This window comes from Shinella sp. GW821-FHT10F02 (genome assembly GCF_058809275.1).
The window spans coordinates 354,719-381,306 of the sequence record NZ_JBXASL010000004.1; the positions used below are offsets into that span (position 1 = coordinate 354,719).

Annotated in this window: 28 protein-coding genes; 11 read left to right on the forward strand and 17 right to left on the reverse strand. The window is 64.8% G+C overall.

What is annotated here, in order from left to right; all coding sequences use genetic code 11:
- Positions 1 to 903, reverse strand: a complete 903-nt coding sequence (locus AC1RWL_RS14850; RefSeq protein ID WP_493095135.1) for a DMT family transporter — start codon at positions 901 to 903, stop codon at positions 1 to 3.
- A 102-nt stretch (positions 904 to 1,005) separates the two neighbouring features.
- On the opposite strand from AC1RWL_RS14850, the gene AC1RWL_RS14855 reads away from it, so the two are divergent.
- Positions 1,006 to 1,701, forward strand: coding sequence for a pyrimidine 5'-nucleotidase (locus tag AC1RWL_RS14855; protein WP_493095136.1), 696 nt, complete (start codon positions 1,006 to 1,008; stop codon positions 1,699 to 1,701).
- Between the two features lie 189 nt (positions 1,702 to 1,890).
- Complete coding sequence (locus AC1RWL_RS14860; protein WP_493095137.1) at positions 1,891 to 2,847, forward strand: EF-hand domain-containing protein; 957 nt, start codon at positions 1,891 to 1,893, stop codon at positions 2,845 to 2,847.
- Positions 2,848 to 3,035: 188 nt separating this feature from the next.
- On the opposite strand, the gene AC1RWL_RS14865 is transcribed toward AC1RWL_RS14860, so the two are convergent.
- A complete protein-coding gene (locus AC1RWL_RS14865) occupies positions 3,036 to 3,935 on the reverse strand; it encodes an LOG family protein (protein ID WP_435266701.1) in 900 nt (299 codons plus the stop codon).
- Positions 3,936 to 4,110: 175 nt separating this feature from the next.
- Between AC1RWL_RS14865 and dapD the strand changes: the two genes are divergently transcribed.
- The 4 genes from dapD (at position 4,111) to AC1RWL_RS14885 (ending at position 7,214) form a co-directional block, all read left to right on the forward strand.
- Positions 4,111 to 4,968 carry a 2,3,4,5-tetrahydropyridine-2,6-dicarboxylate N-succinyltransferase gene (gene dapD / locus AC1RWL_RS14870; protein WP_493095138.1) on the forward strand — a complete coding sequence of 286 codons (858 nt, stop codon included), beginning with the start codon at positions 4,111 to 4,113 and terminating at the stop codon, positions 4,966 to 4,968.
- 3 nt (positions 4,969 to 4,971) lie between these two features.
- Positions 4,972 to 5,358: a DUF805 domain-containing protein gene (locus tag AC1RWL_RS14875; protein ID WP_256118043.1), complete on the forward strand. Its 387-nt coding sequence runs from the start codon at positions 4,972 to 4,974 to the stop codon at positions 5,356 to 5,358.
- Between the two features lie 79 nt (positions 5,359 to 5,437).
- On the forward strand, positions 5,438 to 6,631 hold the full coding sequence (dapE, locus tag AC1RWL_RS14880) for a succinyl-diaminopimelate desuccinylase (RefSeq protein WP_493095313.1): 1,194 nt from the start codon (positions 5,438 to 5,440) through the stop codon (positions 6,629 to 6,631).
- Entirely contained in the window at positions 6,618 to 7,214 is a 597-nt protein-coding gene (locus AC1RWL_RS14885; protein ID WP_493095139.1) for a hypothetical protein, read from the forward strand. Before dapE ends, AC1RWL_RS14885 begins: the two co-directional genes overlap by 14 nt.
- Here AC1RWL_RS14885 and truA read toward each other — a convergent pair.
- The 3 genes from truA to def are packed head-to-tail and all read right to left on the reverse strand — an operon-like array spanning position 7,211 to position 9,470.
- Positions 7,211 to 7,954: a tRNA pseudouridine(38-40) synthase TruA gene (gene truA / locus AC1RWL_RS14890; protein WP_493095140.1), complete on the reverse strand. Its 744-nt coding sequence runs from the start codon at positions 7,952 to 7,954 to the stop codon at positions 7,211 to 7,213. The genes AC1RWL_RS14885 and truA overlap by 4 nt on opposite strands.
- Entirely contained in the window at positions 7,954 to 8,898 is a 945-nt protein-coding gene (fmt, locus tag AC1RWL_RS14895) for a methionyl-tRNA formyltransferase (RefSeq protein ID WP_493095141.1), read from the reverse strand. The genes truA and fmt overlap by 1 nt, the downstream gene beginning before the upstream one ends.
- Positions 8,899 to 8,945: 47 nt before the next feature.
- A complete protein-coding gene (gene def, locus AC1RWL_RS14900) occupies positions 8,946 to 9,470 on the reverse strand; it encodes a peptide deformylase (protein ID WP_439625606.1) in 525 nt (174 codons plus the stop codon).
- Positions 9,471 to 9,593: 123 nt separating this feature from the next.
- Here def and AC1RWL_RS14905 point away from each other — a divergent pair, with 123 nt between their 5' ends.
- From AC1RWL_RS14905 to AC1RWL_RS14915, 3 genes are all read left to right on the forward strand, one after another.
- Positions 9,594 to 10,787: a DNA recombination protein RmuC gene (locus AC1RWL_RS14905; protein ID WP_493095142.1), complete on the forward strand. Its 1,194-nt coding sequence runs from the start codon at positions 9,594 to 9,596 to the stop codon at positions 10,785 to 10,787.
- 44 nt (positions 10,788 to 10,831) lie between these two features.
- Positions 10,832 to 11,731 carry a ribokinase gene (locus AC1RWL_RS14910; RefSeq protein WP_439614903.1) on the forward strand — a complete coding sequence of 300 codons (900 nt, stop codon included), beginning with the start codon at positions 10,832 to 10,834 and terminating at the stop codon, positions 11,729 to 11,731.
- Between the two features lie 267 nt (positions 11,732 to 11,998).
- Positions 11,999 to 14,335: a methyl-accepting chemotaxis protein gene (locus AC1RWL_RS14915; RefSeq protein ID WP_493095143.1), complete on the forward strand. Its 2,337-nt coding sequence runs from the start codon at positions 11,999 to 12,001 to the stop codon at positions 14,333 to 14,335.
- A 58-nt stretch (positions 14,336 to 14,393) separates the two neighbouring features.
- On the opposite strand, the gene AC1RWL_RS14920 is transcribed toward AC1RWL_RS14915, so the two are convergent.
- Both AC1RWL_RS14920 and AC1RWL_RS14925 read right to left on the reverse strand, forming a co-directional pair.
- Positions 14,394 to 14,753, reverse strand: a complete 360-nt coding sequence (locus AC1RWL_RS14920) for a hypothetical protein (RefSeq protein ID WP_493095144.1) — start codon at positions 14,751 to 14,753, stop codon at positions 14,394 to 14,396.
- Entirely contained in the window at positions 14,753 to 15,694 is a 942-nt protein-coding gene (locus AC1RWL_RS14925; RefSeq protein WP_493095145.1) for a nucleoside hydrolase, read from the reverse strand. The genes AC1RWL_RS14920 and AC1RWL_RS14925 overlap by 1 nt, the downstream gene beginning before the upstream one ends.
- A 182-nt stretch (positions 15,695 to 15,876) precedes the next feature.
- On the opposite strand from AC1RWL_RS14925, the gene AC1RWL_RS14930 reads away from it, so the two are divergent.
- Positions 15,877 to 16,308: an Hsp20 family protein gene (locus AC1RWL_RS14930; protein WP_327506619.1), complete on the forward strand. Its 432-nt coding sequence runs from the start codon at positions 15,877 to 15,879 to the stop codon at positions 16,306 to 16,308.
- Positions 16,309 to 16,441: 133 nt separating this feature from the next.
- Positions 16,442 to 16,699, forward strand: a complete 258-nt coding sequence (locus AC1RWL_RS14935; protein WP_319323808.1) for a BQ00720 family protein — start codon at positions 16,442 to 16,444, stop codon at positions 16,697 to 16,699.
- 20 nt (positions 16,700 to 16,719) lie between these two features.
- Here AC1RWL_RS14935 and trmB read toward each other — a convergent pair whose 3' ends face one another.
- The 10 genes from trmB to AC1RWL_RS14985 all read right to left on the reverse strand — a co-directional run bounded on the left by trmB (position 16,720) and on the right by AC1RWL_RS14985 (position 26,583).
- Positions 16,720 to 17,421, reverse strand: a complete 702-nt coding sequence (gene trmB, locus AC1RWL_RS14940) for a tRNA (guanosine(46)-N7)-methyltransferase TrmB (protein WP_435266712.1) — start codon at positions 17,419 to 17,421, stop codon at positions 16,720 to 16,722.
- Positions 17,422 to 17,428: 7 nt separating this feature from the next.
- Positions 17,429 to 18,667 (reverse strand): methionine adenosyltransferase, encoded by a 1,239-nt coding sequence (gene metK, locus AC1RWL_RS14945; RefSeq protein WP_256118056.1) that lies wholly within the window; start codon positions 18,665 to 18,667, stop codon positions 17,429 to 17,431.
- 206 nt (positions 18,668 to 18,873) lie between these two features.
- Positions 18,874 to 19,293: a helix-turn-helix domain-containing protein gene (locus tag AC1RWL_RS14950; RefSeq protein ID WP_435266713.1), complete on the reverse strand. Its 420-nt coding sequence runs from the start codon at positions 19,291 to 19,293 to the stop codon at positions 18,874 to 18,876.
- Positions 19,294 to 19,443: 150 nt separating this feature from the next.
- On the reverse strand, positions 19,444 to 21,027 hold the full coding sequence (gene lnt, locus AC1RWL_RS14955) for an apolipoprotein N-acyltransferase (RefSeq protein WP_493095146.1): 1,584 nt from the start codon (positions 21,025 to 21,027) through the stop codon (positions 19,444 to 19,446).
- Positions 21,028 to 21,143: 116 nt separating this feature from the next.
- Complete coding sequence (locus AC1RWL_RS14960; protein ID WP_493095147.1) at positions 21,144 to 22,292, reverse strand: hemolysin family protein; 1,149 nt, start codon at positions 22,290 to 22,292, stop codon at positions 21,144 to 21,146.
- 9 nt (positions 22,293 to 22,301) lie between these two features.
- A complete protein-coding gene (gene ybeY, locus AC1RWL_RS14965; RefSeq protein WP_493095148.1) occupies positions 22,302 to 22,811 on the reverse strand; it encodes an rRNA maturation RNase YbeY in 510 nt (169 codons plus the stop codon).
- A 17-nt stretch (positions 22,812 to 22,828) separates the two neighbouring features.
- Positions 22,829 to 23,881: a PhoH family protein gene (locus AC1RWL_RS14970; protein WP_256118064.1), complete on the reverse strand. Its 1,053-nt coding sequence runs from the start codon at positions 23,879 to 23,881 to the stop codon at positions 22,829 to 22,831.
- On the reverse strand, positions 23,878 to 25,290 hold the full coding sequence (miaB, locus tag AC1RWL_RS14975) for a tRNA (N6-isopentenyl adenosine(37)-C2)-methylthiotransferase MiaB (RefSeq protein ID WP_493095149.1): 1,413 nt from the start codon (positions 25,288 to 25,290) through the stop codon (positions 23,878 to 23,880). The genes AC1RWL_RS14970 and miaB overlap by 4 nt, the downstream gene beginning before the upstream one ends.
- A gap of 47 nt (positions 25,291 to 25,337) precedes the next feature.
- Complete coding sequence (gene olsA / locus AC1RWL_RS14980; RefSeq protein WP_493095150.1) at positions 25,338 to 26,126, reverse strand: lyso-ornithine lipid O-acyltransferase; 789 nt, start codon at positions 26,124 to 26,126, stop codon at positions 25,338 to 25,340.
- 31 nt (positions 26,127 to 26,157) lie between these two features.
- Positions 26,158 to 26,583 carry a Fur family transcriptional regulator gene (locus tag AC1RWL_RS14985; protein ID WP_256118069.1) on the reverse strand — a complete coding sequence of 142 codons (426 nt, stop codon included), beginning with the start codon at positions 26,581 to 26,583 and terminating at the stop codon, positions 26,158 to 26,160.
- Positions 26,584 to 26,588 lie beyond the last annotated feature (5 nt).

The following is a 26,588-nucleotide window of genomic DNA, read 5'->3' on the forward strand; positions in this document are numbered from 1 at the left end:
CTAGAAGAACAAAAGCCCGAGGATGCCGCAGACGATCAGCAGGCATCCCACCACTTCCGTGCGGTTCACCCGTTCGTGGAAGAGGAAATACGAGGCCATGAAGGTGAAGACCAGCTCGATCTGGCCGAGTGCCCGCACATAGGCGACCTGCTGGAGGCTCATCGCGGTGAACCAGCAGGCCGAGCCCAGCACGCCGGCAATGCCGACCAGCGCGGAGGAGCGCCAGCTTCTCAAGACCTGCACGATCTCGTTCTTGTCCTTCCACAACATCCAGACCAGCATGAAAGCGGTCTGGAAGGTTGTGACGCAGGCGAGCGTGACGGCGGCGTTCATGATCGGGCCGGGGCCGTCCAGCGACAGGGACGCGCTGCGATAGGCGACTGCCGAGACGCCGAAGACGGCGCCGGAGGCGATGCCGATCAGCGCGGTGCGGCTGCTCAGGGCGGCGAATGTGTTGCGCCAGGAGAGCGGCGCGCGGGCGACCGAGATCAGCATCACGCCGATGACGCCGACCACGATGGCGATGACGGCGCCGAAGGTGATGCGCTCGCCGAGCAGCACGAAGCCGAAGATTGCCGCCTGCACCGGTTCCGTCTTGGAATAGGCCGTGCCGACGGCGAAGTTCCGGAGCGAGAACAGGTAGACCAGCAGCATGGTCGCAAAGATCTGCGCGAGGCCGCCGACCACCGCCCAGAACGCGAAGGTCCAGTTGAGCACCGGGAAGGCAAAGCCGACGATCCAGTGCAGCACCACCACATAGAGGATCGCCAGCGGGAAGCCGTAGCCGAAGCGCACGAAGCTCGCGCCGCGCGTGCCGAGCTTGCCCTGAAGGTGCTTTTGCAGGGCCGAGCGCAGGTTTTGCAGGAAGGCGGCGGCGATGGTGATGGGGATCCAGAGTTCCATGCCCTGCCGCTAGCATGCGGGCCGGGCCAAATCCATCACCCGCGCCGTCCGCCACGGAAAATTCCGTTTCCCTCTGCTTTGGCCCGTGTCATAAGACGGCCCATGACCGACCTTCCGAGCAAAGCCGACTTCGCCCATGTGCGTGACTGGGTCTTCGACCTGGACAACACGCTCTATCCGCATCACGTCGATCTCTTCGCCCAGATCGACAAGAACATGACGGCTTACGTCTCGGCGCTGCTCGGGCTTTCGCGTGAAGACGCGCGCGCCTTGCAGAAGCAATATTATTTCGAGCACGGCACGACGTTGCAGGGCCTGATGCTGCACCACGGCGTCGATCCGACGGACTTCCTCGAAAAGGCGCATGCCATCAACTATGAGGTCCTGGCGCCCGACGTCGACCTCGGCGAAGCGATCAAGGCCCTGCCCGGCCGCAAGTTCATCTTCACCAATGGCAGCGTGAAACATGCCGAGATGGCCGCGCGTGCGCTCGGCATCTTCGACCATTTCGACGACGTGTTCGATATCGTGGCGGCGGAATATGTGCCGAAGCCGGCGGGTGCGACCTATGACAAGTTCATGGCGCTGCACCGGGTGGACACGAACCATGCCGTGATGTTCGAGGACCTGCCGCGCAACCTGCTGGTGCCCAAGGCGCTCGGCATGAAGACCGTGCTTTTGACACCGCGCGACGAGCATCACGAGTTCGCCGATGCCTGGGAAAAGCGCTCGGACGCGGACCAGCACATCGACTACATGACCTCGGACCTGACGGGTTTCCTCAAGGCGCTGCTCTAGATTTTTTGCCGCATTATCCGACGCCGAAGCGATGCCGCTTCGGCTGGAAATGTTCTAGCCCGCCACATTCCGGACACGGAAAAAACCCTTATTCGTCAAAAGGTTGAATTACCAATTTGTAACTGGCGCAAGCCGGCGTTCTCCCTATCCTGCCATCAGGGACGATGATGGATGGACAAGGAAACGACCATGACTGGAAAAGAACTTCTCCTCGGTGCCGTTGCGGCCGGACTTCTTCTCTCGGGCGCCACCGCCCCCGCTTTCGCCGCCAAGGGCGAAGGCAAACATGGCCAGCGCGGCGCTGCCATGATCGAGCGCCTCGACGGCAACAAGGACGGCAAGGTCTCGCTCGACGAATTCAAGACGAATGTTTCGGCAACCTTCAAGACCTTCGACGCCGATGGCAACGGCCAGGTGACGAAGGACGAGATCAAGGCCCGCCACGATGCCTTCCGGCAGGCCCGCAAGGCCGTCCGCGATGCGGCCGGCGCCGACAAGGACAAGGACAAGGCGATCGAGGCGCTACGCGCCGCAGGCCCTGTCATGCTGCCGGGCGCCGGGCGCATGTTCGACCGCGCCGATACCGACAAGAACGGCACGCTCTCCGAAGCGGAGGTTCTCGCGTCCGCTCAAACCATCTTCGAACGCCGCGACCGCAACAAGGATGGTGCACTCGACATGGCCGATGCCGGCCAGCACAAGGGCAAGGGCCATCACGGCAAGAACCGCGAGGATCGCGCCGAACGCATGCTGAAGCGCCTCGACGCCAACAGCGACGGCAAGCTCTCCCAGGACGAAATGCTGGCGCGCGCCTCGCAGACCTTCGAACGCTTCGACGCGGACAAGAACGGCGAGGTGACGAAGGCCGAGGTCGATGCGAAGCGTGACGCCTTCCGCGACGCCCGCAAGGCATTCCGCGAGGTCAAGACGACCGATGGCGAAGCCCGGCAGGAAGCCCGCAAGGCACTGCGCGACGCGCGCATGGACCGCATGGGCAGCCGCATGTTCGAGCGTGCCGACGCCGACAAGAACGGCACGCTGACCAAGGCGGAAATGGAAACGGCGGCCGCCACCATGTTCAAGCAGCGCGACGCCAACGCCGACGGCTTCATCACCGCCGACGAAATGGGCAGGCGCAGCAAATAATCAGCACGACCAACTCAAAACGCCCCGGCTGATTGCCGGGGCGTTTTTTTTGGACGCCGTCCCTCCCCACCACGTCATCCTCGGGCTTGACCCGAGGATCGATGCGGCACTCAGGGCGTGGATGCTCGGGTCAAGCCCGAGCATGACGGAGGAGAGGTGGCGGTCCGGCCAAGGCCGGTTCGTCTGTCTCAGCCGTGCGCCGCAGCGACGGCGACGCTTTCGGCTTCCAGCTTCTCGTAGAAGTCGACGATAATGTTCCAGGCCTCGTCGGCCGTCTCGACGAACTGCATCAATTCGACATCCCCCGGGGCAATTGTGCCGAAGGCGGCGAGTGCGTCGAAATCGATGATCTTGTGCCAGAATTCCTTGCCGAACAGGATGAGCGGCACCAGCGCCATGCGCCCCGTCTGCATCAGCGTGACCGTCTCGAACAGCTCGTCGAGCGTGCCGAAACCGCCCGGAAACACCGTGACCGCCTTGGCGCGCAGCAGGAAGTGCATCTTGCGGATCGCGAAATAGTGGAAGTTGAAGCTGAGCTCCGGCGTCACATAGGGGTTCGGCGCCTGCTCGTGCGGCAGCACGATGTTGAGGCCGATCGAGGGTGCGCCGACATCGGCCGCGCCGCGATTGCCCGCCTCCATGACACCCGGCCCGCCGCCGGTGACGACGACATATTCCTTGTAGTCCAGCTCGGCCGAGCGCTCGGAACACATGCGGGCGAATTTCCGCGCTTCCTCGTAGTAAACCGAGGCGGCTTCGAGATTGGCGCGCTGGGTCTCGTTGCGCGCCGCCCAGGCGTCCTGGCCGGGGGCCGGAATGCGCGCGCCGCCGAACATCACGACGGTCGACTTGATGCCGCGCTCGGCGAGCATCATCTCGACCTTCAGCAGTTCGAGCTGGAGGCGCACGGGGCGCAGCTCCTCGCGGCAGAGGAAATCGTCGTCGACATAGGCGAGGCGGTAAGCGGGGTTTGCCGATTGCGGCGTTTGCGGCACGACGGAGGCGCGGTGCTTGTCCTGCGCGCTGTCGGCCAACGGGTCCCAGACGCCGTCCTTGCGGCGCAGGTTCTTCTTCTTCAGTTTTGCCATGTCACTTTCCTGCTTTTCCGTCCTACGGGATTACCATTTCGCCCGTGCGACAGTATCTGCCGGAAAGGGGCTTCATCTTTCCCGGCACTTGCTCTAGAGCATTTTTTAGATTGATGAAATCAACCTTCCGGCATCCCGACCATCGAAAATAAGCGTCGAAGTTTAAGGAATTCCGATGAGCACATCCAACCTGTCCGCCCTTTCCGCCACCATCGACCGCGCCTTCGAGGAACGGGACAGCATTTCCACCGGCACGCGCGGCGAAATCCGCGATGCGGTGGAGACCGCGCTGAACCTGCTCGACACCGGCAAGGTGCGCGTCGCCGAGCGTGGCGAGGATGGCAACTGGACGGTCAACCAGTGGCTCAAGAAGGCCGTGCTGCTCTCCTTCCGCCTCAACCCGATGGAAATCGTCAAGGGCGGCCCCGGTGAATCCTCCTGGTGGGACAAGGTGCCCTCCAAGTTCGACGGCTGGAGCGTCAACGAATTCGAGAAGGCCGGCTTCCGCGCCGTGCCGAACTGCGTCGTGCGCCGCTCGGCCTATATCGCGCCGAATGCCATCCTGATGCCCTCCTTCGTCAATCTCGGCGCCTATGTCGGCGAAGGCACGATGGTCGATACCTGGGCGACGGTCGGCTCCTGCGCGCAGATCGGCAAGCATGTGCATCTGTCCGGCGGCGTCGGCATCGGCGGCGTGCTGGAGCCGATGCAGGCGGGTCCCACGATCATCGAGGATAATTGCTTCATCGGCGCGCGCTCGGAAGTCGTCGAAGGCTGCATCGTGCGCGAGGGCTCCGTGCTCGGCATGGGCGTCTTCATCGGCAAGTCGACCAAGATCGTCGACCGCGCCACGGGCGACGTCAGCTACGGCGAAGTGCCTCCCTATTCCGTCGTCGTCGCGGGCTCCATGCCCTCGGACAAGACCATGCCGAACGGCCTGCCGGCCCCCGGCCTCTACTGCGCCGTCATCGTCAAGCGCGTCGATGCACAGACCCGCTCGAAGACCGGCATCAACGAACTTCTGAGGGACTGAGCCATGGCAGCCGTCGAGGAGCAGAGGCCGAGCCTCGCCTGGCTCTTCTTCGGCTGGTCCGGCCGGGTGAGCCGGGCGCCCTTCGCGCTCGGCTGGGCCTTCTGGCTCATGCTGCTTTCGGCCTCGCTCGCCCGCATCATCATCGTGCCGAAGGAGGATCCGTCCTTCCTCCTCTGGTCCTTCGTCTTCATCGGCACGGCGATCGTCTCCACCGTCTCCTCCGTCCTGCTGACGGTCAAGCGGCTGCACGACATGAACCTGCCGGTGCCGCTGATCATCTGCCTGTTCATCCCCGCCATCTCCTTCTTCGCGCTCATCGCCTTCCTGGTCTGGCCCGGCACGAACGGGCCGAACGAATATGGCGACCAGCCCAACCGCCCGAAGGACTGACTGCGGCTCGTGACAGGCCCCGGGCGATCGGCTAAACCTCAAACCCACGTCTCCCCTCTCGCGTTGTGACCGCATGCCCATGACCTCTGCCGATCCGATCGCCAATCTCGCCACGCTCATCCGCTGCCCCTCCGTGACGCCCGCCGAAGGCGGCGCGCTGACGGCGCTTGCCGCCATGCTGGCGCCGCTCGGCTTCACGGTGGAGCGCATGACGGCGAGCGAGCCCGGCATGCCGGATATCGAGAACCTCTACGCCCGCATCGGCACGGAAGGCCCGCACCTGATGTTCGCCGGCCATACGGATGTGGTGCCCGTCGGCGATGCCGCCGCCTGGACGCATGACCCGTTCGGCGCCGATATTGCCGGTGGCGAGATGTTCGGCCGCGGCGCCGTGGACATGAAGGGCGGCATTGCCTGCTTCGTCGCCGCCGTTGCGCGCCATATCGAAAAGAACGGCCCGCCGAAGGGCTCCATCTCCTTCCTCATCACCGGCGACGAGGAAGGCCCGGCCGTCAACGGCACGATCAAGCTCTTGCAATGGGCGGCGGAACGCGGCGAGCGCTGGGATGCCTGCCTCGTCGGCGAGCCGACCAATCCGGACCAGCTTGGCGACATGATCAAGATCGGCCGCCGCGGCTCCGTCTCCGGCACGATCACCGTGCACGGCGTGCAGGGCCACGCCGCCTATCCGCATCTCGCCGACAATGCCGTGCGCGGCGTGATCGCGCTCACCGGCGCGCTGATGCATCCGCCCTTCGATGCCGGCACCGAGAGTTTCCAGCCGTCGAACCTCGAAGTGACGACGATCGATGTGGGCAACCGTGCCACCAACGTCGTGCCGTCGCAGGCGAGCGCAAGCTTCAACATCCGCTTCAACGATACCTGGACTGCCGAAACCGTGATGCAGGAGATCGTGCGCCGGCTCGATGCCGCCGCGCGCGACGAGACGTTGCGCCCCGGCCGCGAACCCGTGCGCTACGACGTCAAATGGGCTGAGCGGCCGAGCCACGTCTTTCTCACGCGCAACAACCAGCTGATCGCCTCCATGTCCGGCGCCATCGAAGCCGTCACCGGCCGGGCGCCAAAACTGTCGACGACCGGCGGCACGTCCGATGCGCGCTATATCAAGGATTACTGCCCGGTGGTGGAATTCGGCCTTGTCGGCCAGACCATGCACATGGTGGACGAGCGGGTGGTCGTTGCCGACCTCGAAACGCTGACCGTGATCTACCAGACCTTCATCGAACGCTGGTTCGGCGATGCCCGGGCTTGACGAGGTCCTGCACTACCTGACCGGTGTCTTCCTGCTTGTGCGACAGAAGCAGGACGGCTTCGGCTGGCTGGACCTGACGCTACGCGGGCTTACGCGCTCCTTCTGGGCGATCGTCTGGTGCCTGCCCGCCTTCGCCGTCATCTGGGCCTCCTGGCGCCTCTATTATCTCGGCAGCATGCCGGCGGGAACGCCGGCGGGCGTCGCCTTCTTCGTCAAGCTGCTGGTGATCGATCTTGCGGGCTGGCTGCTGCCGCTGGTGCTGCTCGCCGTCGGCGCCCGCCCGCTCGGCTATGGCAAACAGCTCGGCGTGGTGGTGACGGCGAGCAACTGGATCGCCGTGCCCTTCGCCTATGCCGCCGCCGTCCCCTTCGCGATGACGCTCCTGCTGCCCGAAAGCGCGCCCTTTGCCGGCCTGCTGCTCTATGCGGTGTTCGGCGCCAGCGTCGTGCTGCAATTCCGCCTGGTCTGGATGTGCGTCGGCAAGCAGACGCTGCTCGCCGCCGCCATCACGGCGATCTTCGTGCTGCCGCCGATGATCGCCGGGCAGGAATTGCAGCGCATTCTGGGCACGCTGCCGGCTTAGTAGTCCACGGCCATGAAATAGAGCCCGTCCGGCGGCGCCACGGGGCCGCAGGCCTTGCGGTCGCGCGCTTCGAGGGCGGCGCGCACGTCCTCCACCGACCACTTGCCCTCGCCCGCGAGCTTCAGCGTGCCGGCGAAGGAGCGGATCTGGTTGTGCAGGAAACTCTGCGCCGCAACGCGCATCTCGATCAGATCGCCGCTGCGCGTCACCTCCAACCGGTCGATGGTGCGGATCGGGCTGTTCGCCTGGCACTGGGCGGCGCGGAAGGTGGTGAAATCATGTTTGCCGACCAGCACCTGCCCCGCCGCATGCATTGCCGCGTGATCGAGGTCCTTCGCGACGAACCAGGCTCGGTTCGCCTCCAGCGCCAGCGGCGCCTTGCGCGAAATGATGCGGTAGAGATAGTGCCGCCTTTTAGCCGAGAACCGCGCGTCGAAATCCTCCGGCACCTCCGCCGCATCGAGGATGGAGACGCGCTCGCGCGCCATGCCGAGATGGGCGTTCAGCGCGTTGCGGAGCGTGTGTTCTTTCCAGGTGCGCGAGAGATCGGCATGGGCGACCTGCCCCATGGCATGCACGCCGGAATCGGTACGCCCCGCGCCGCGGATCGAGACGGCCTCGCCCGTCAGCGACAGGATCGCCGCCTCGATGGCGCCCTGCACGGAGTGGCCGTTGTCCTGCCGCTGCCAGCCGACATAGGGCGTGCCGTCATATTCGACCAGGAGCCGGTAGCGCGGCATCAGGCGATGACCTGGCCGGACGCGACCGGTGTGCCGCGCAGGAAATCCGCCGCATCCAGCGGCTTGCCGCCGGCCTTCTGCAAGCGCACGAGCCGCACCGCGCCACCGTCGCCGCAAACAATCGTCAGCCGGTCGTCGAGCACCCTGCCGGCGGCCTTGGTGGCGGTTTCGTCCGCCCGCTCGCTCGCCAGAACCTTGACACGCTCCGGCTTGCCGGCAACCGGCAGCTCGAACCAGGCGCCGGGAAACGGCGAGAGGCCGCGGATATGGTTATGCACGTCGCGCGCGGCGCGCGAAAAATCGATGCGCGTCTCCGCCTTGTCGATCTTGGCGGCATAGAGCACACCCTCCTGCGCCTGCTCCGTCAGCGGCAGGTCGCCGGCTTCCAGCTTCGCCATGGCCTCCGCCATCAGCGCGCCGCCCGCCTGCATCAGCGCATCGTGCAGTTCGCCGGCGGTCATGGTCTCGCCGATCGCCACGCGGGCGGTCAGCGCGACGGGGCCGGTATCGAGGCCCTTGTCCATCTTCATGACCATCATGCCGGTTTCGGCATCCCCCGCCATGATCGCCCGCTGGATGGGTGCCGCACCCCGCCATCGCGGCAAAAGCGAGGCGTGGCCATTGTAGCAGCCGAGCCGCGTGCCGTTGAGGATCGCCTCCGGCAGCAGCAGCCCATAGGCGACGACGACCGCGACATCCGCATTCAGCGCGCGAAATGCGGCGCGATCGACCTCGTCGCGAAAATTGACCGGCGTGAAGACCGGAATGCCGAGCCGTTCGGCGGCCTGATGGACGGGAGACTTCACCAGTTCGAGGCCGCGGCGGCCGGCGGGGCGCGGCGGCTGCGAATAGACGGCGACGATCTCGTGGCCGGCGCCGGCCAGCGCCTCAAGCGTGGCGACGGAGAAATCCGGTGTGCCCATGAAAATGATGCGTAGGGCCATCGGTCAGCCTCCGTGTGAAATGGTGCGGACCGGACCGTGATGCCCGGTCAGATCGCCTTGCTGCCGCGCAGCTTTGCCGCCTTGGTGAACTTGCGGATCACGATCTCGCGCTTCAGCTTGGAAATATGATCGATGAACAGCACGCCGTTCAGGTGGTCGATCTCATGTTGCAGGCAGGTGGCGAGCAGGCCGTCGGCCTCGGTCAGCTGTTCCTTGCCGTCGCGGTCCAGGTGCTTCACCGTGATCGCCGCCGGGCGCTCGACCTCGGCATAATAATCCGGGATCGACAGGCAGCCTTCCTCGTAGACGGAACGCGTATCGGAGGAGGTCACGACTTCGGGATTGATGAAGACGAGCGGCGCCTTGTCCTCGCCGTCCTTCGACACGTCCAGCACGAGCATGCGGCGCGCAACGCCGATCTGGATGGCGGCAAGGCCGATGCCCGGCGCATCATACATGGTTTCCAGCATGTCGTCGGCGAGCTTCTTCACCTCGCTGTCCACGGTCTCGATAGGCTTCGAGACCTGGCGGAGGATCGGATCGGGGAGGATAATCAGCGGCTTGATGGTCATGCGCCTCCTTAGCGCGGTTTTTTTGCGCTTTCAATCGGATTTGCCCAGCTATACGCGCGCGACGCCGCCAATTTGTTCACGGTATGATCTGGTTTTCGCCTGAAAGCGTGCTATGGTCCGGCCATGATCGATCCCGCCTTTGACACGATGCTGACCTCCTTCCTTGCCCGGCTCGGCGGCACCGGGCCGGCGCTCGTGCTGCTGGCAGCGGTCCTTCTCGCGGTCTTCGGCCTGATCTCGGCCCGCCGCGGCCAGGCGCGCCAGCGGGAAGCGGCGGTGATGGCGGAGCTGCGCTTTGCCGAGCTGATGAAGGCCCAGACGGAGATGCAGGGCCGCGTCGCCGCGATGGCGGAGGTTTTCGGCAGCAAGCAGTCCGAGACCAACCAGGCGATCAATTCCCGCCTCGACGGTCTCACGCAGCGCCTCGGCCAGTCGATTTCCGAACAGACGCGCTCGACCCATGAAAACCTGCGGCGCCTGCAGGAGCGTCTCGCGGTCATCGACACGGCGCAGACCAACATCCAGTCGCTCGCCAAGGACGTGGTCGGCCTGCAGGCGATCCTCTCCAACAAGCAGACGCGCGGCGCCTTCGGCCAGTCGCGCATGGAGACGATCGTCGCGGATGCCATGCCGCACGGCGCCTACCAGTTTCAGGCGCAGCTTTCCAACGGCGTGCGCCCGGACTGCACGATCCGCATGCCGAACGGCCAGCCGCCGCTCGTCGTGGATGCGAAATTCCCGCTGGAGGCCTGGAATGCCATGGCGGACGGGCGCCCGCCGGAAGCCGCCAAGGTCGCCGCCCAGCAGTTTCGCCGCGACATGGAGACCCATATCCGCGATATCGCCGAAAAATACCTGCTGCCCGGCGAAACGCAGGACACCGCCTTCCTTTTCGTGCCGTCGGAATCGATCTTCGCCAGCATCCACGAGAATTTCGAGGGCGTCGTGCAGCGGGCGCACCGCGCGCGCATCGTCATCGTCTCGCCATCGCTGCTGATGCTCTCCGTGCAGGTGCTCCAGGCGCTGCTGAAGGACCAGCGCATGCGCGAGCAGGCCCATGTCATCCAGGGCGAGGTCGTGCGCCTGATGGACGACCTGACGCGGCTCGACGACCGAGTGCGCAAGCTGCACGGCCATTTCACGTCGGCGCAGAAGGATGTCGACCTGATCCTCACCTCGACCGAAAAGCTCGCGCGGCGCGGCGCACGCATCGGCGACATGGAATTCGAGGCGGTTTCGGGCGTTTCCCCGCCGGCGGAGAAGACTGTCGAGAGTCGAACGGGCCAACTGCGCCTGAGGGTAGTTGACGAGGACTGACCGCCTCGGGCAGTGTCCGGCGGAAACGACAAGGGGCACTTCTCATGATCACCGTCTTCGGCTCCATCAACATGGACCTCATCGCCACGCCAGACCGCCTGCCGAAGCCCGGCGAGACGGTGATGGGCACGAGCTTCACCACGGCTGCCGGCGGCAAGGGCGCCAACCAGGCGCTGGCCGCGCGCCGCGCCGGCGCCATCGTGCGCATGGCGGGTGCGGTCGGCGACGACCGGCTGGCGAGCCAGGCGCTCGCCCTTCTGGCCGATGCCGCCGTCGACCAGAACGGCGTGCGCGTCGCGGCGGAAGCGACCGGCACCGCGCATATCCTCGTTGCCGCCGATGGCGAGAACGTCATCGTGGTCGTGCCCGGCGCCAATGGCACAGTGACCGGCGAGGACGCCAAGCGGACGATCGGCGCGATGTCGCGCGGCGACTACCTCATGCTCCAGTTCGAAATCCCCGCAAGCGCCATCGAAGCGGCCCTTGTCGGCGCCAAGCAGAAGGGCGTGACCTCGATCATCAACATCGCGCCCTTTACCGGCGACGCCAAGCGCCTCGGCGCCATCGCGGATATTCTCGTGGCCAACGAGACGGAGTTCGACCTCTTCATCGGCAAGGGCGAGCTTTCGGACGAGGAACGGGAGGCGACGATGCGCGCGCTGCACGCCCAGAGCGGCCAGACGATCATCGTCACCCTCGGGGCCGATGGCGTCGTCGCCATCCGCAAGGGGGAGATCCACCGCGCCAAGGGCCTGGCCATCGAGCCGGTCGACACGGTGGGTGCGGGCGACACGTTCTGCGGTTATCTTGCCGCCTCGCTCGATGCCGGCCTCGCCTTCAAGGACGCGCTGCGCCGCGCGGCCGTCGCCGGCTCGCTCGCCTGCCTGAAGCCCGGCGCCCAGCCTTCCATCCCCTTTGCAAGCGCCGTCGACGCCGAAATCTAGCCTCAGGATTTCGCAAATGGCACAGCAGGCGTCGCATCCTTGTGACGCCTGCAAATTCAGCCGGTTGGGCCGATTTGTTGCCGGGAAATTTGGCTCTTTATTAATATTTTATGGGTTACTGAAGTCTTAGACAGCGTGCCTTGAAAGGCGCGTTCCGTCTCTGGCGCTGGTCGCGCGCCCCGCCCTCCATGATGGAGACCACCCCGCTTTCGAATGTGCTCCTTCGCGGCTGCCCGCGCCGCGGACGTTTCTGCTCGTGAGGATTTCATGTTCAATTTCAAGGCCAAGTCGCTCGCGACCAAGCTTATCGCCGTCACCGGCGGCACGATCGCCCTGGTGATGCTCGCCTCCAACACCGTGCTGATCAGCGAGACGCAGAGCCGTGTGGCCGATCTCGTCTATTCCGAAGCCGACACCCAGGCCAAGGCGATCGCCGCCGATATCGCCGCCGATATCGGCGCGCTGGCAGGTGCTGCCCGCGCCATGGGCGGCGTGATCGAGCAGGGCCATTCCTCCGGCCTGATGGACCGCAAGGAAGTCGTCAATATCCTCAAGGCGAACACCGAAAAGAACAGTTTTGCGCTCGGCAGCTGGTTTGCGGAAGAGCCGAACGCCTTCGACGGCAAGTCGAAGGAGACGCCCGCGCAGCTGGAAACCGGCACGTTCAAGGACGGTACGTTCAACCCCTACTGGACGAAACGCCAGGACGGCTCGATTTTGCTGTCGACCTTCGAATCCGACTACAAGGCCGAATGGTATTCGCTGGCCGCCAAGAGCGGCAAGGGCGCCATGAGCTCGCCTTATGCCGAAACCACGACGGGTGAAAACTTCACGATGGCGTCGATTGCCTACCCGGTCGTTTCCGGCGGCAAGTTCATCGGCGTCACGGGTGTCGATGTCTCGCTGAAGACGCTCTATGAGAAGCTCAGCAAGATGAACCCGTTCGGCACCGGCCGCGTCATGCTGCTGTCGCAGACCGGCAACTGGATCGTCGCGCCCAATGCCGATCTCCTCATGAAGCCCTATGAGGGTGAAGGTGTCGACATCGTCAAGGAGGCGCTCGCCACTGGTAAGGCCGGCCGCATCGAAAACCTCTCCTTCGACGAACTCGCTTCCTTCGACCGCCTGGTCTACCCGTTCGCGCTTCCCGACATCAACACGACCTGGCTCGTGCTGCTCGACGTTCCGCGCGCTGCGATCAACGCGCCGGTCAACGACCAGACCTATATGATGATCCTTGGCGGCCTGATCGTTCTCGGCGCCGTGCTGCTCGGGCTCTATTTCGCCGTCCGCATCTTCGTGCAGAAGCCGCTCGCCGGCCTCGTCTCGGACGTCGCGACGCTCAGCAATGGCGTCTATACCCAGCCGATCGCCGGCCAGGACCGCTCGGACGAAACGGGCTCGGTCGCCAAGGCGCTCGAAGGGTTCCGCCATCAGCTCGCCGATACCAAGCGCTTGGAAGCGGAAGCCAACAGCCAGCGCCAACTGACGGAAGCCGAGCGCGGCCGTTCGGAAGCCGAGCGCGCCGAATCGAGCGCCCTCCAGCGCGATATCGTCGGCCGCCTCGCCGATGGCCTCGCCCAGCTCTCCTCGGGCAACCTGAACTTCCGCCTCTCCGGCGATTTCCCGGGCGAGTACGGCAAGCTCAAGACCGACTTCAACTCGGCGATCGCCAGCCTCGAAGAGACGATCCAGACGGTCAACGCCTCGGTCGGCAATATCGGCGGCGGCACCGGCGAAATCTCCAAGGGCGCGGCCGATCTCTCGCACCGCACCGAACAGCAGGCGGCAAGCCTCGAAGAGACCGCGGCGGCACTCGACCAGCTCACCTCGCAGGTCAATTCGAGCGCTGAAAACGCCCGCGTCGCCGCCAAGTCGGTGGAGACGGCGAGCAACGACGCCAGCAAGTCCGGCGAAGTGGTACAGAAGGCGATCGACGCCATGCGTGGCATCGAAAAGTCCTCGACCGAGATTTCCAACATCATCGGCGTGATCGACGACATCGCCTTCCAGACCAACCTCTTGGCGCTCAACGCCGGCGTGGAAGCAGCGCGTGCCGGTGAAGCCGGCAAGGGCTTTGCCGTCGTCGCCCAGGAAGTGCGCGAGCTTGCCCAGCGCTCGGCCAATGCCGCCAAGGAGATCAAGACGCTGATCAACACCTCCGAGGTGCAGGTCCGCGAAGGTGTCGATCTCGTCGGCAAGGCCGGTGGTGCGCTTGAAAACATCGCCGACCAGGTCATCCAGATCAACGGCCTCATCCGCCAGATCTCGGGTTCCGCCTCCGAACAGGCCGTCGGCCTCAAGGAGATCAACGCGGCCGTCAACCAGATGGACCAGGTGACCCAGCAGAACGCCGCGATGGTGGAAGAAACCACCGCCGCCAGCATGGCGCTGAACGACGAGGCTCAGATGCTGAAGTCGCTCGTCGCCCGCTTCCGCGCCGGCAATGGCGGCATGGCCGCCAGCCAGCCCGTGCAGCAGTCGGTGCGACGCGACGTCCAGCCGCAGCGCGCCGCCTATCAGGCGCCGCGCACGACGGCCCGTGCCATGCCGCAGGTCGCCGGCAACACGGCGCTTGCACAGGACGACTGGCAAGAGTTCTGAGGCTTATAACAGCAAATAAAAAGGCCGGCGGAGACGCCGGCCTTTTTCGTTGGGAGCACTATTTCCGCTCGGTCGGCTGCGCCTGCAATCGTCCGCGGGAGCGCGAGCGGCTGGCGCTTGCCAGGCGCTGCGTGGCCTCCTTCAGTTCCAGCTCGGAAAAGAGGGCCTGGTATTCCGGCCGCAGCATCAGCGCCTCCATGGAGAGCTCCGCCTTGCCGGCGTCGAGCAGGCGTTCGAGGCCGGTCGTGCCGGGCTTGAAGACCAGTTCCTTCGCCGCCGCCACGCCGCCATTGAGCAGCACGAAGCGGCGCAGCAGCACCGGGCGGAAGCCGAGCGCGGAGAAGCGGTCGTAGAGGCCCATCATCTCCTTGTGGAAGCGGCCCTCGGCACCGGGCGCCGCATTGCGAGGACCGGGCATCAGAGGCGGCCGACGCGCTCGGTGAGCAGCGCGAAGAAGCCGTCGGCGTCGATGTCCTTCATGACCCGGGCATTGTGCTTGCGGCCGGTGACCTGCCACCAGTCGACGACGGTCATGCCGACAGTAAGCGGCGACGCCACCTCCACCTCGACATTGCAGTCGCGGCCGGAAAAAAGCTCCGGTTTCAGGAGGTAGGCGACGACCGTCGGATCGTGCAGCGGGCCGCCGTCGGAGCCGTATTTCTCGATGTCGAAGCGCTCGAAGAAATCGAGCATCTCGACCAGCGCGATCGCCGGACGGCTGCCGATGGCGCGCAGCTTGGCCATCCGGCTCTTCAGCGTCAGCACCTTGTGGGTCACGTCGAGCGGCATCATAACGATCGGGATGCCGGACTTGAAGACCGCGGCGGCGGCTTCCGGGTCGACATAGATGTTGAACTCGGCGGCCGGCGTGATGTTGCCGCCCTCGAAGAAGCCGCCGCCCATCATGACGAGTTCGCGCACGCGCCCCGCGATCTCCGGCGCGCGCTCAAGCGCAGTGGCGATGTTGGTGAGCGGCCCGAGCGTGCAGAGCGTGACGGAGCCTGCAGGCTCGCGCTTCAGCGTCTCGCTGAGGAAATCGACGGCGTGCTGCTCCTGCAGCGGCATTTGCGGCTCGTGCAGCTCGGGGCCGTCTAGGCCGGTCTTGCCGTGCACATGCTCGGCGGTGACGAGCGGGCGGGCGATCGGCCTGTCGGCGCCGGCGAAGACCTTGATGTCGGGGCGGGAGCAGAATTCCAGGATGATGCGGGCATTGGTGGAGGTCCGCGAAAGCGGCACGTTGCCGGCGACGGTGGTAATGCCGAGGATCTCAAGTTCGGGGCTGCCGAGCGCCAGCATGATCGCGGCGGCGTCGTCCTGGCCGGGATCGGTGTCGATGATGATTTTGCGTGGCTCAGACATGCCGCTTGCGTCCCTTGTCTCTTCCTTTTTCCCACCGACATTCGGCAGGCGAAGCGGCGACTATATTTGCGAAATCGCCGATCGCAAGCGTCTTGCGCCCCCGCGCCGCAATCACCATATTGCACCCGAAGGGATGCCGAGGTCGGGTCCCCTCACGGTCGCTTGAAGCCAAGGACTAGACGATGTCACGCATGACCCCTTTCACGAGCCCGCTGCTCCTGGGTTTCGACGCCATGGAAAAGACCCTTGAGCGTATCGCCAAGGGCAACGATGGCTATCCCCCCTACAATATCGAACGGCTGCGGCCGAACGGTGATACGGGCGCGCCGGAGCTTCTGCGCATCACGCTCGCCGTCGCGGGTTTTTCGGAAGAAGAGCTCGACGTGACGACGGAGGAAAACCAGCTCGTCATCCGCGGCCGCCAGGTCGACAGCGGCGAGCGGGATTATCTTTACCGCGGCATCGCGGCCCGCCAGTTCCAGCGCACCTTCGTGCTTGCCGACGGCATGCGCGTTTCTGGCGCGGAGCTGAAGAACGGCCTGCTCTCGGTCGATCTCGTACGGCCGGAGCCGATCCGAATGGTAAAGAAAATTAACATTTCCGTATCAGACTAGATCATGAGCCGTTCCCGCGGGAACACCCGCCGGATCGTCTCGAGCGTAACCTGATCGCCTGACGCACCGATGGGCCATTGTGGCCGTGGGCGTCCGGTGGCCGGCAAGTGCCGGTATTGCCATGGAGGCAAAGATGGGACTGAAGACTGTAACCCCCAGTGTTTCGAAGGCAGATCTTGCGCATCTCGGCGCAGGCGAAGTCGGGTATATTCGCAAGATGAAGGCGGACGAAGTGTCGCGCGTCTTCCCGGAAGCCCCGGAAATCGACCCGAGCCTCGACCTCTGGGCGCTGTTCGGCGCCGACGGCACGCCGATCCTGCTCACCGACAACCGTTCGAGCACCTTCTACAAGGCGGCCGAGGACGACCTGCGCACCGTCAGCCTGCACTGATACCGGATTGAAACCTTCCGTCAGGACCGACGGAAGGTGAGATAGGCCGATCCGCGGCCCTCGCGCTTGGCTTTCGCCTCGTAGCGCGTGCCCGGCCAGCCGGCAAACGGCGTCAGCCAGTCGACCGCGTTTTCGGCGGTCCACACGAAAGCGGGATGTGCCCCGCAATGCATCAGCGTCCAGTTGACATAGGTGTCGATGTCGGACGCGAAGCAGAAGAGCCCGCCGGGCTTCAGCACCCGGGCAAAACGGTCCAGATTGACCCTGGACACGAAGCGCCGCTTCCAATGTTTCTTCTTCGGCCAAGGGTCTGGATAGAGCAGGTCGATCTGGTCGACCGACGCCGCCGGCAGCCAATCCAGAAGCACCGTCGCATCGTCATCATAGAGCCGGATGTTCTTCGCGCCCGTGTCCTCGACACGGCCGATCAGCTTCGCCATGGAATTGACGAAGGGCTCGACGCCGATGAAGCCGGTCTCCGGCTGCTCCTGCGCGCGATGGATGAGATGTTCCCCGCCGCCGAAGCCGATTTCGAGGCGCATGCGGGTCGGCTTGAAATCGTAAAGCGTCGTGATGTCCGCCGGGGCCGGGGTCGAAAGATCGACCTTCAGCTCCGGCAGCAATGTTTCGAGATGCTGCGCCTGCCGCTCCCGCAACGGTTTGCCCTTGCGGCGACCGAAGAAGGCTTCGCTCGCGCGGCTGGGGCGCTCTGCATCGCTCATGGTCGCCTCAGTGCTTCAGCGCGTCCTTGAGGGCCTTGACGAGGTCGAGGCGCTCCCAGGAGAAGGAACCGTCACGGCCGGCCTTGCGGCCGAAATGGCCATAGGCGGAGGTGCGGGCGTAGATCGGCTTGTTGAGGTCGAGATGGCGGCGGATGCCCGACGGCGACAGGTCCATGACCTTGCGGATCGCATCCTCGACGGCGTCTTCGCTGACCTTGCCCGTGCCGTGCAGGTCGACATAGACCGAGAGCGGCTGGGCGACGCCGATGGCGTAGGAGAGCTGGATCGTGCAGCGGTCGGCAAGGCCGGCGGCTACGACGTTCTTGGCGAGGTAGCGCGCGGCGTAGGCGGCCGAACGGTCGACCTTAGTCGTGTCCTTGCCGGAGAAGGCGCCGCCGCCGTGGGGTGCCGCACCGCCATAGGTGTCGACGATGATCTTGCGGCCGGTGAGGCCGGCGTCGCCATCCGGGCCGCCGATGACGAACTTGCCCGTCGGGTTGATGTACCAGACGCAGTCGTCGGCGATCTTCAGGTCGTGCAGCGCTTCGCGAATATAGGGCTCGACGACTTCGCGGACCTTCTTCGAATCCCAGCTTTCATCGAGATGCTGGGTGGACAGAACGATCGAGGCGACGTCGGCCGGCTTGCCGTCGACGTAGCGCACGGTGACCTGGCTCTTGGCGTCCGGGCCGAGCTTGCCGGCATCGCCCTCGCCCTTCTTGCGGGCGGTGGCGAGAAGCTGGAGGATGCGGTGCGAATAATAAAGCGGCGCCGGCATGAGTTCCGAGGTTTCGCGGCAGGCGTAACCGAACATGATGCCCTGGTCGCCGGCACCCTCATCGCCCTGCTTGTCGGAGGCGTTGTCGACGCCCTGGGCGATATCGGCGGACTGCGAGTGCAGCAGCACGTCGATCTTCGCCGTCTTCCAGTGGAAGCCGTCCTGCTCGTAGCCGATGTCGCGGATCGCCTTGCGGGCGGCCGACTTGAACTTCGAGGGGTTGATGACGTCGTTGCCGTCCTTGTCCTTCTTGAGCAGGCTCGGCGGCAGGCGCACTTCACCGGCGATCACCACGCGGTTGGTCGTCGCAAGCGTCTCGCAGGCAATGCGGACCGACCACGGATCGACCTTCGACTTCACGGCTTCGCGGTAGACCAGATCGACGATTTCGTCGGAGATACGGTCGCACACCTTGTCCGGATGCCCCTCGGCGACGGACTCGCTGGTGAACAGATAGCTGCTGCGCATGCGGGAATTCCCCTCAAAGAAAATGGACTTCGACGTTGTTATTCAGTTCGCAGGGGAAAAACAAGCACAGAAGGACATAAGAATATGTTTATGTCCTGAACTTTCAGGCGCTATTCCGCCTGGGATACGCCAAAAATATGATGCCCCCTACGCACAAAAAGCGGCCCCGAAGGACCGCTCTTTCATCCACCGCCAGGAGAAACCGATTATTCGATCTCGGCTTCGGCGGCGAGTGCCTTGACCAGGTCGACGAGCTTGCGGCGCACCTTGGGATCGCCGATCTTGACGAAAGCCCGGTTGAGCTGCAGGCCCTCGGAGGACGACAGGAAGTCGACCACGTAGTTGGAGCTCGATGCTTCGGCGAAGCCGACCTGCGTGTCCGCGTGGTCGCCCGGCGCGTCCTCGAAGAAGAACGCGACCGGCACATTGAGAATGCTGGAAATGTTCTGCAGGCGGCTGGCGCCGACACGGTTCGTGCCCTTCTCGTATTTCTGGATCTGCTGGAAGGTGATGCCGAGGCTTTCGCCCAGCTTCTCCTGGCTCATGCCGAGCATGGTCCTGCGAAGCCTGATCCGGCTGCCGACATGAATATCGATCGGATTCGGCTTCTTTTTGTTTTCCATCATCACTGTGTGTCCTAACGCGCGGAAATGGCCCCACCCTGCCGGCAGCCTTAACGAAGACTTAACGTCACGTTGTATGCGCAACCCCTGAAGGGCGCCACAATACAGGAAAACGGCCGGCGGCGTGCACTATGCTATTTTAGGGGTTTTGGGTCAATTCACCCTGTTTCTAAAACCAATGCGAGAAATGCTCGCCGTCGCAAAGAGCATCGCCACTACAACCAGAAACGACCAGTTCTGCCACTTTGCCCGCTCGCCGGCGGCAAACTTGCCCGGAAGGGTTGCATCCACAAAGCCCGGAACATCATGCGCCATGCCCGAAAGCACCTGTCCCTTGGCATCGACGATGGCCGAAATGCCGTTATTGGCCGCGCGAATCAGTGGCAGCCCCCGCTCGACGGCGCGAAGGCGGGCCTGGTGGAAGTGCTGGTAGGGGCCCGGTGAGTTGCCGAACCAGCCGTCATTGGTGACGTTGAGCAGGGCGGCGGCGGTGTCGGCCGAGCCGTTGATCTCGGAGGGGAAGATCGCCTCGTAGCAGATCAGCGGATAAAAGCCCTTGCCGAGCGCCGTCAAGAGCGGGTGCTCGCGGGCCGCGGAGAAACCGCCCGGCATGGCGACGGCACTCACGCCGAGGCCTTCGAAGAAATCGGCAAACGGCATGTATTCGCCGAAGGGCACGAGATGCACCTTGTCGGCCGCGCCGATGATCTGGCCCTTGCCGTCGATCGTGTAGATGGAATTGTAGTAGCGCGGCGCCTTGCCGGTGCCGGCACTTTCCGTGCGCACCGCGCCGGCGATCAGCACCTGGTCGTCCTCCAGAACCTCGGCGATGCGCACGAGCGCGTCCGGATTATCCGTCAGGATGAAGGGGATGGAGGTTTCCGGCCAGACGACGATATCGGGCCGCTTGCCGCCCTCTTCGGGTGCGGCGGCACTCAGCGACAGGTGACGTTCGAAGATTTGCGCACGCGCGGAATCGTCGAGCTTCATCGCCTGATCGATCACCGGCTGGACGAGACGGATGACGGTCGTCTCGCTCTCCGGCGCCGGCACCACATTGAGGGCGTAGTAGCCGTAGCCGGCATGGGCGGCAAAGAGCAGCGTGGCGAGCGTCAGCCCGACGCCGCGGCCGCGACGCGTGCCGAGAAGTGCAGGTGCTGCGAAGACGAAGACCGCGAGGGCATTGATGCCGGCAATGCCCAGAAGACCGGCGGACTGCATGAGGAGCGGCACGGGCATGGCGCCATAACCGACGGCGTTCCAGGGAAAGCCGGTGAAAAGCGTGCCGCGCAGCCACTCGCCGATGCCGAAAGCGAAAGCGAGTGCTGCGATGCGCCCCATGCCATCCGACCAGAACAGGCGGGCGAGTGCGGCGGCGAAACCGTAATAGAGCGCGAGGAAGGCCGGCAGGCCGAAGACGGCGAGCGGCAGCGCCCAGGCGAAATCGTCCGCCTCGACGAGCAGCGCATTGCCGAGCCACCACAGGCCGCCGACGAAATAGCCGAAACCGAAGAACCAGCCGATGCGGAAAGCGGGCGCCAAGCGTCGGCTAAACCCTGCACCGGGGGCCGCGGTCGCGCCATCGAGCAGCCAGACGAGAAGCGTGAAGGACACAAAAAGGGCGGCGAAGAAGCCGAAAGGCGGCAGCGCCAGAACCCCGATCAAGCCCGCAAGAAATGCCGCAAGCGCCCGTCTCGTCCCAGACAGGAGCATGACCGTGCCCGCGAGCCGCTCCATGCCGTCCCCTTTTTTCCCCGAATCAGCCGGCGCCAGTCTTCCAAAAAATCAACGCCTTGTCCCGCTTTACGGCGGAGCAAGGCGTGGGTCACTTCAAAAGACAGGATCGGGGCTGCCTATTCGGCATTCGCCCCATCGTTTTGTTGCTCCGGCACTTTCGGCCGATCGGCGCCAAAGGCCGGGGCCTCGCCTTCCGGCTTGCGCTCGCGGCGGCGGACGGAACCGGCGCGTTTGCGCGTGACGCGCACCCGCTTGACGCGGCGCGGATCGGCATCGAGCACATGGAATTCGAAGCCCGGCACCGCCTGCACCACCTCGCCGCGCACCGGAATGCGGCCGAGCGAGGCGAAGATCAGGCCGCCCAGCGTATCGGCGTCTTCGAGCTGGTCGCGAATGTCGAAATCCGAACCGATCACTTCCGCAAGCTCTTCGAGCTCGACACGCGCATCGGCGATGAAAACGTCGTCGCTGACGCGCTGGATCATCGCCTCGTCGTCGTCGTGTTCGTCCTCGATATCGCCGACGACCATCTCAACGATGTCCTCCAGCGAAGCCAGACCATCCGTGCCGCCATATTCGTCGATGACCAGAGCCATCTGCGTGCGGTCGGCCTGCATGCGCGCCATCAGGTCGGCGGCGAGCATGGAGGGCGGCACGAAGAGGACCTGGCGGATGATGCCGGCCTCGGCGACCGTCTTCGACAGATCGACGCGGCCGAGGTCGAATTCCGCCTTCGGCGTGCGCGGCGGCTTTTCGCCATTGGCGGGCGCAGCCTTTACGCCGGTGCGGCGCTTGTTGCGGGCCTGTTTGGTGACATAGGCGAGAAGGTCGCGGATATGGACCATGCCGCGCGGATCGTCGAGGCTCTCATTATAGACCGGCATGCGCGAGCGGCCGGAATCCTCGAAGATCACCATCAGCTCGGCGATCGTGATGTCCTGGTCGACGGCCTCGATATCGGCACGCGGCACCATGACGTCCTCGACCCGCACCTCGCGGAAACGAAGAATGTTGTGCAGCATCGCCCGTTCTTCAGGCGCGAAGGCGGGTTCGCCTCCTTCGTCCTCCGTCATCAGGGCTGCTGCAAGGTCCTTGCGCAGGCTGGAGGCGCCGGTCATGCGCCAAAGCCGGGCGGCGCGGGACCAGAACGATGATCGGCCCCCGCTTTCCTGCTTCGGCGCGCTGCTACTACTGCCCGCCTCGTCGCTTGAGGCGTCCGCCTCGGTCTTTTCCGTCGCTACCGACTGGTTTCTGAAGTCGCTCATTGGTCCAAACTATTCATCGGGGCCATCCCCGTATGGGTCAGATAGGCCAAGCTCGGCAAGAATGCGAGTCTCGAGCCCTTCCATTTTTTCCGCCTCGTCGTCTTCCATGTGATCATAGCCGAAGAGATGCAGAAATCCATGCACCAAGAGATGCGTGAGATGATCGTCGAAAGATTTGCCGAGTTCGCCCGCTTCGCGGCTCAGCGTCTCCTGCGCAAAGATGATGTCGCCGAGCATCGGCCCAGGCATTTTGCCGGGCGTCAGCGGGAAGGCAGGGAAGGACAAAACGTTGGTCGGCTTGTCCTGGCTGCGCCATTCGGCATTGATGCCGCGGATTTCGGCGTCGCTGGTAAAGACCAGCGAGACTTCCGGCGCGCCCGTCTTCGGGAATGGCTGCTTTTCCTCGCGCACGAGAAAGCTCGCCGCAGTGCCGAGCACACGTTCACTGGTCGCGCGCAAAATCTCTTCCGAGGGCCAAGTGCCCTCTTCAACAGAAATCTGGATGTCGAGTTCGCTCATTGGACTTTTGGACCGCCTCAGCGGTCCATCTGCTCGCTTTCGTCCTGCACGGCCGTCTGGGCTTCGTAGGCCCGGACGATGCGGGCGACCATCGGGTGACGCACGACGTCGGCATCCTTGAAGCGGATGACCGAGACACCTTCGACGCCCTTGAGGATCTGCAGGGCTTCGACCAGGCCGGACTTGACGCCGCGCGGCAGGTCGACCTGGCTCGGGTCGCCGGTGACGATCATGCGGCCGTTTTCACCGAGGCGCGTCAGGAACATCTTCATCTGCATCGAGGTCGTGTTCTGCGCCTCGTCGAGGATGACGGCCGCGTTGGCGAGCGTACGGCCACGCATGAAGGCGAGCGGGGCGATTTCGATGACCCCGGCGGTAATCGCCCGCTCCACCTTGTCGCCGGGCATCATGTCGTAGAGCGCGTCGTAGAGCGGCCGCAGGTACGGATCGACCTTCTCCTTCATGTCGCCCGGCAGGAAGCCAAGGCGCTCGCCGGCTTCGACGGCCGGACGGGAGAGGACGATGCGGTCGACCGCACCGCGCTCCAGAAGCTGGGCGGCATGCGCCACCGCGAGATAGGTCTTGCCCGTGCCGGCCGGCCCGACGCCGAAGACCAGCTCCGAGCGCTCCAGCGCGCGGATATACGCATCCTGCATGGGCGTGCGGGCGGCGATAGTCTTCTTGCGGGTGGAAATCTGCGCCATGGTAAGCTTGGCCTTGCGCTCCATGGTCGGCAGCGAAAGCTGGTCGTCGGCTGCGATCGCCATGCGGATGGCGCCCTCGACATCGGAAAGCTCGATCGAGCCGCCGCTCTGCAGGCGTCCATAGAGGTAATCGAGCGCGCGGCGGGCCTGGTTGGTCGCCACCACGTCGCCGGAAATCGAGACGGAATTGCCGCGGGCGCGGGCATCGATGCCGAGGCGCTGCTCGATGAGCTTGAGATGCTGGTCGAACTGGCCGAAGAGCTCGCTTGCGTATCGATTGTTCTCGAAAGTCAGCACGAAGTGATTGGCGTCGGTCTGGGTCTTCGACTGGCGCGGCGATGACGTCATCAGTTCGTGTCCGTTCAAGCGGTCGTGCTCCTTGCGGTTAAGCCCGTCACCTCGATCGCTTCGGCGAAGAGGCTGTTGGGGCCGGCATCCGTGATTCGTACCCTGATAATGTCACCGATTTCCGACGCTTTTGCATCAACATTCACAGGCTGCAGCCAGGGCGACCGGCCGACGAGCTGTCCGGGCATGCGTCCAGGCTTCTCCAGGAGCAGGTCGATCTCCTTGCCGATGCAGGCGCGGGCGAAGTCGCGCTGCTGGCGAAACAGCAAAGCCTGCAATCTTTCAAGGCGTTCCGACTTCACGTCCTCCGCGACATGGCCGTCCATCTCCGCGCCTGGCGTGCCGGGGCGGATGGAATATTTGAACGAAAATGCCTGTGCATAACCGACCGTCTCGATGAGGCGCATCGTGTCTTCGAAGTCCTGGTCGGTCTCGCCGGGGAAGCCGACGATGAAATCGCCCGAGATCGCAAGCTCCGGCTGGATGGCGCGGATGCGTTCGATGAGGGCGATATATTCGGCCGCCGTGTGCCGGCGGTTCATGGCCTTGAGGATGCGATCGGAGCCGGACTGCACCGGCAGATGCAGGTAGGGCATCAGCTTCGGGAGGTCGCGATGCGCCTCGACGAGGCGGTCGTCCATGTCGCGCGGGTGGCTGGTCGTATAACGCAGCCGGGCGAGACCCTCGATCTCGGCGAGGCGATAGAGCAGGTCGCCAAGGCCCCATTCGGCATCGTCCGGGCCGAGGCCGTGCCAGGCATTGACGTTCTGGCCGAGCAGCGTGATCTCGCGCACGCCACCATCCACCAGCCGTTCAGCTTCCGCGACGATCTGCGAGACGGGGCGGGAGACTTCGGAGCCGCGCGTATAGGGCACCACGCAGAAGGTGCAGAACTTGTCGCAGCCTTCCTGCACGGTGAGGAAGGCGGTAACGCCGCGGGCGCGGGTCTTCGCCTTTTCCGGCGGGGGCAGGTGCTCGAACTTGTCCTCGATCGCATAGTCCGTCTCAACGACGCGCTCGCCGCCCTTGGCGCGACGCAGCGCGTCCGGCAGGCGGTGATAGGTCTGCGGGCCGATGACGAGATCGACGGCCGGCGCCCGGCGCAGGATTTCCTTGCCCTCGGCCTGGGCGACGCAGCCGGTGACGCCGATCACCATCTCGCGGCCGTCCTTCGCGCGCGCCTTCTTCATGTCGCGCAGGCGCCCGAGCTCGGAATAGACCTTTTCCGCCGCCTTCTCGCGGATGTGACAGGTGTTGAGGAGGACGAGGTCGGCCTCTTCCAGCACGTCCGTCGCCTGGTAGCCGTCCTTCGAGAGCGCATCCGTCATGCGCTCGCTGTCATAGACGTTCATCTGACAGCCGTAGGTCTTCACGAAGACCTTGCGGGTGTTGCTCATGACAGGCGGAGAAAGGGTTTGTTCGCTCATGGCCGCTTCCATAGGGCAAAAAGCCCGGAAAATGAAGCCCCGTTGGCTCAGCGGCCGCGCAGGCGCGCGCCCAGCATGGCGCGGATGCGCGCCTCGACTTCACGGCTCACCTGCTTGCGGTTGCTCGCCCGCGTGTAATCGACGCGCTCGCCGAAATCGACGTCGACGTCCACCGCCCCTTCCCGCGCCACGCCGAGCAGATGCGGCAGGAGTTCGATATCGCCCGGCCAGGCGGCAAGCGGCCGGTGGAAGCGGCCCATCGCCATGCCGTGCACGCCGGTATAGGCGATGGAGACCGGCTGGATATGCACGACGCCGTTGGGCGCATGCGGCACGGCGGAGGCGGCTGCGCCGAACAGCGAGGTCTTGATCTCCAGCAGGCGGTTGCCGTCCGAGGTCGTGCCTTCCGGAAAGAGCACGACGATCTCGCCATCCGTCATGCGCCGCGCGATCTCGTTCACCTGGTCGCCGGTCTTCTGGCGCTGCTCGCGCTCGACGAAGATCGTCGCCTGCAAACGCGCGAGCAAGCCGAAGACCGGCCAGTCGCGCACCTCGGCCTTCGCAATATAGACGACGTCGGCGACCGAACCGAGCACCATGATGTCCTTCCACGAGGCGTGGTTTGCGGCGATCAGCAGCGGACGGCTGGGCTCCATCGTGCCATGCACGCGCACCTTCAGGCCGAGCACGCGGCAGGCGACGCGATGCCAGAGGCGCGGGATGCGGCGGCGAATCCTCAGGTTGAAGCGCAGGCCGACCAGCTGGATCGGCAACAGGACCAGCGTGACCACGACGAGTGTTATGAGCGCGATGGCGAGGCGGAGCCAGGTGATCAAAGGATCACCGGCGCACGATCGGAAGCGGGCGTCACTCGCCCTCCTTGAGCGGCACGCCGTAGAGTTCCAGGCGGTGGTCGACGAGGCGGAAACCATGCTCGCGCGCGATGCGCTCCTGCAACGCCTCGATTTCCGGCGAATGGAACTCGATGACCTGGCCGTTCTTGAGGTCGATCAGGTGGTCGTGGTGTTCGTCCGGCACCGTCTCGTAGCGCGAGCGGCCATCGCGGAAATCATGCCGCTCGATGATGCCGGCATCCTCGAACAGCTTCACCGTGCGGTAGACGGTCGAGATGGAGATACGCGCATCGACCGCGGAAGACCGGCGATAGAGCTCTTCCACGTCCGGATGGTCGGCCGAGCCCTCCAGCACGCGCGCGATGACGCGGCGCTGCTCGGTCATGCGCATGCCGCGCTCGACACAAAGTTCTTCCAGCGATTTCTCGACTTCCGTCATCGGAC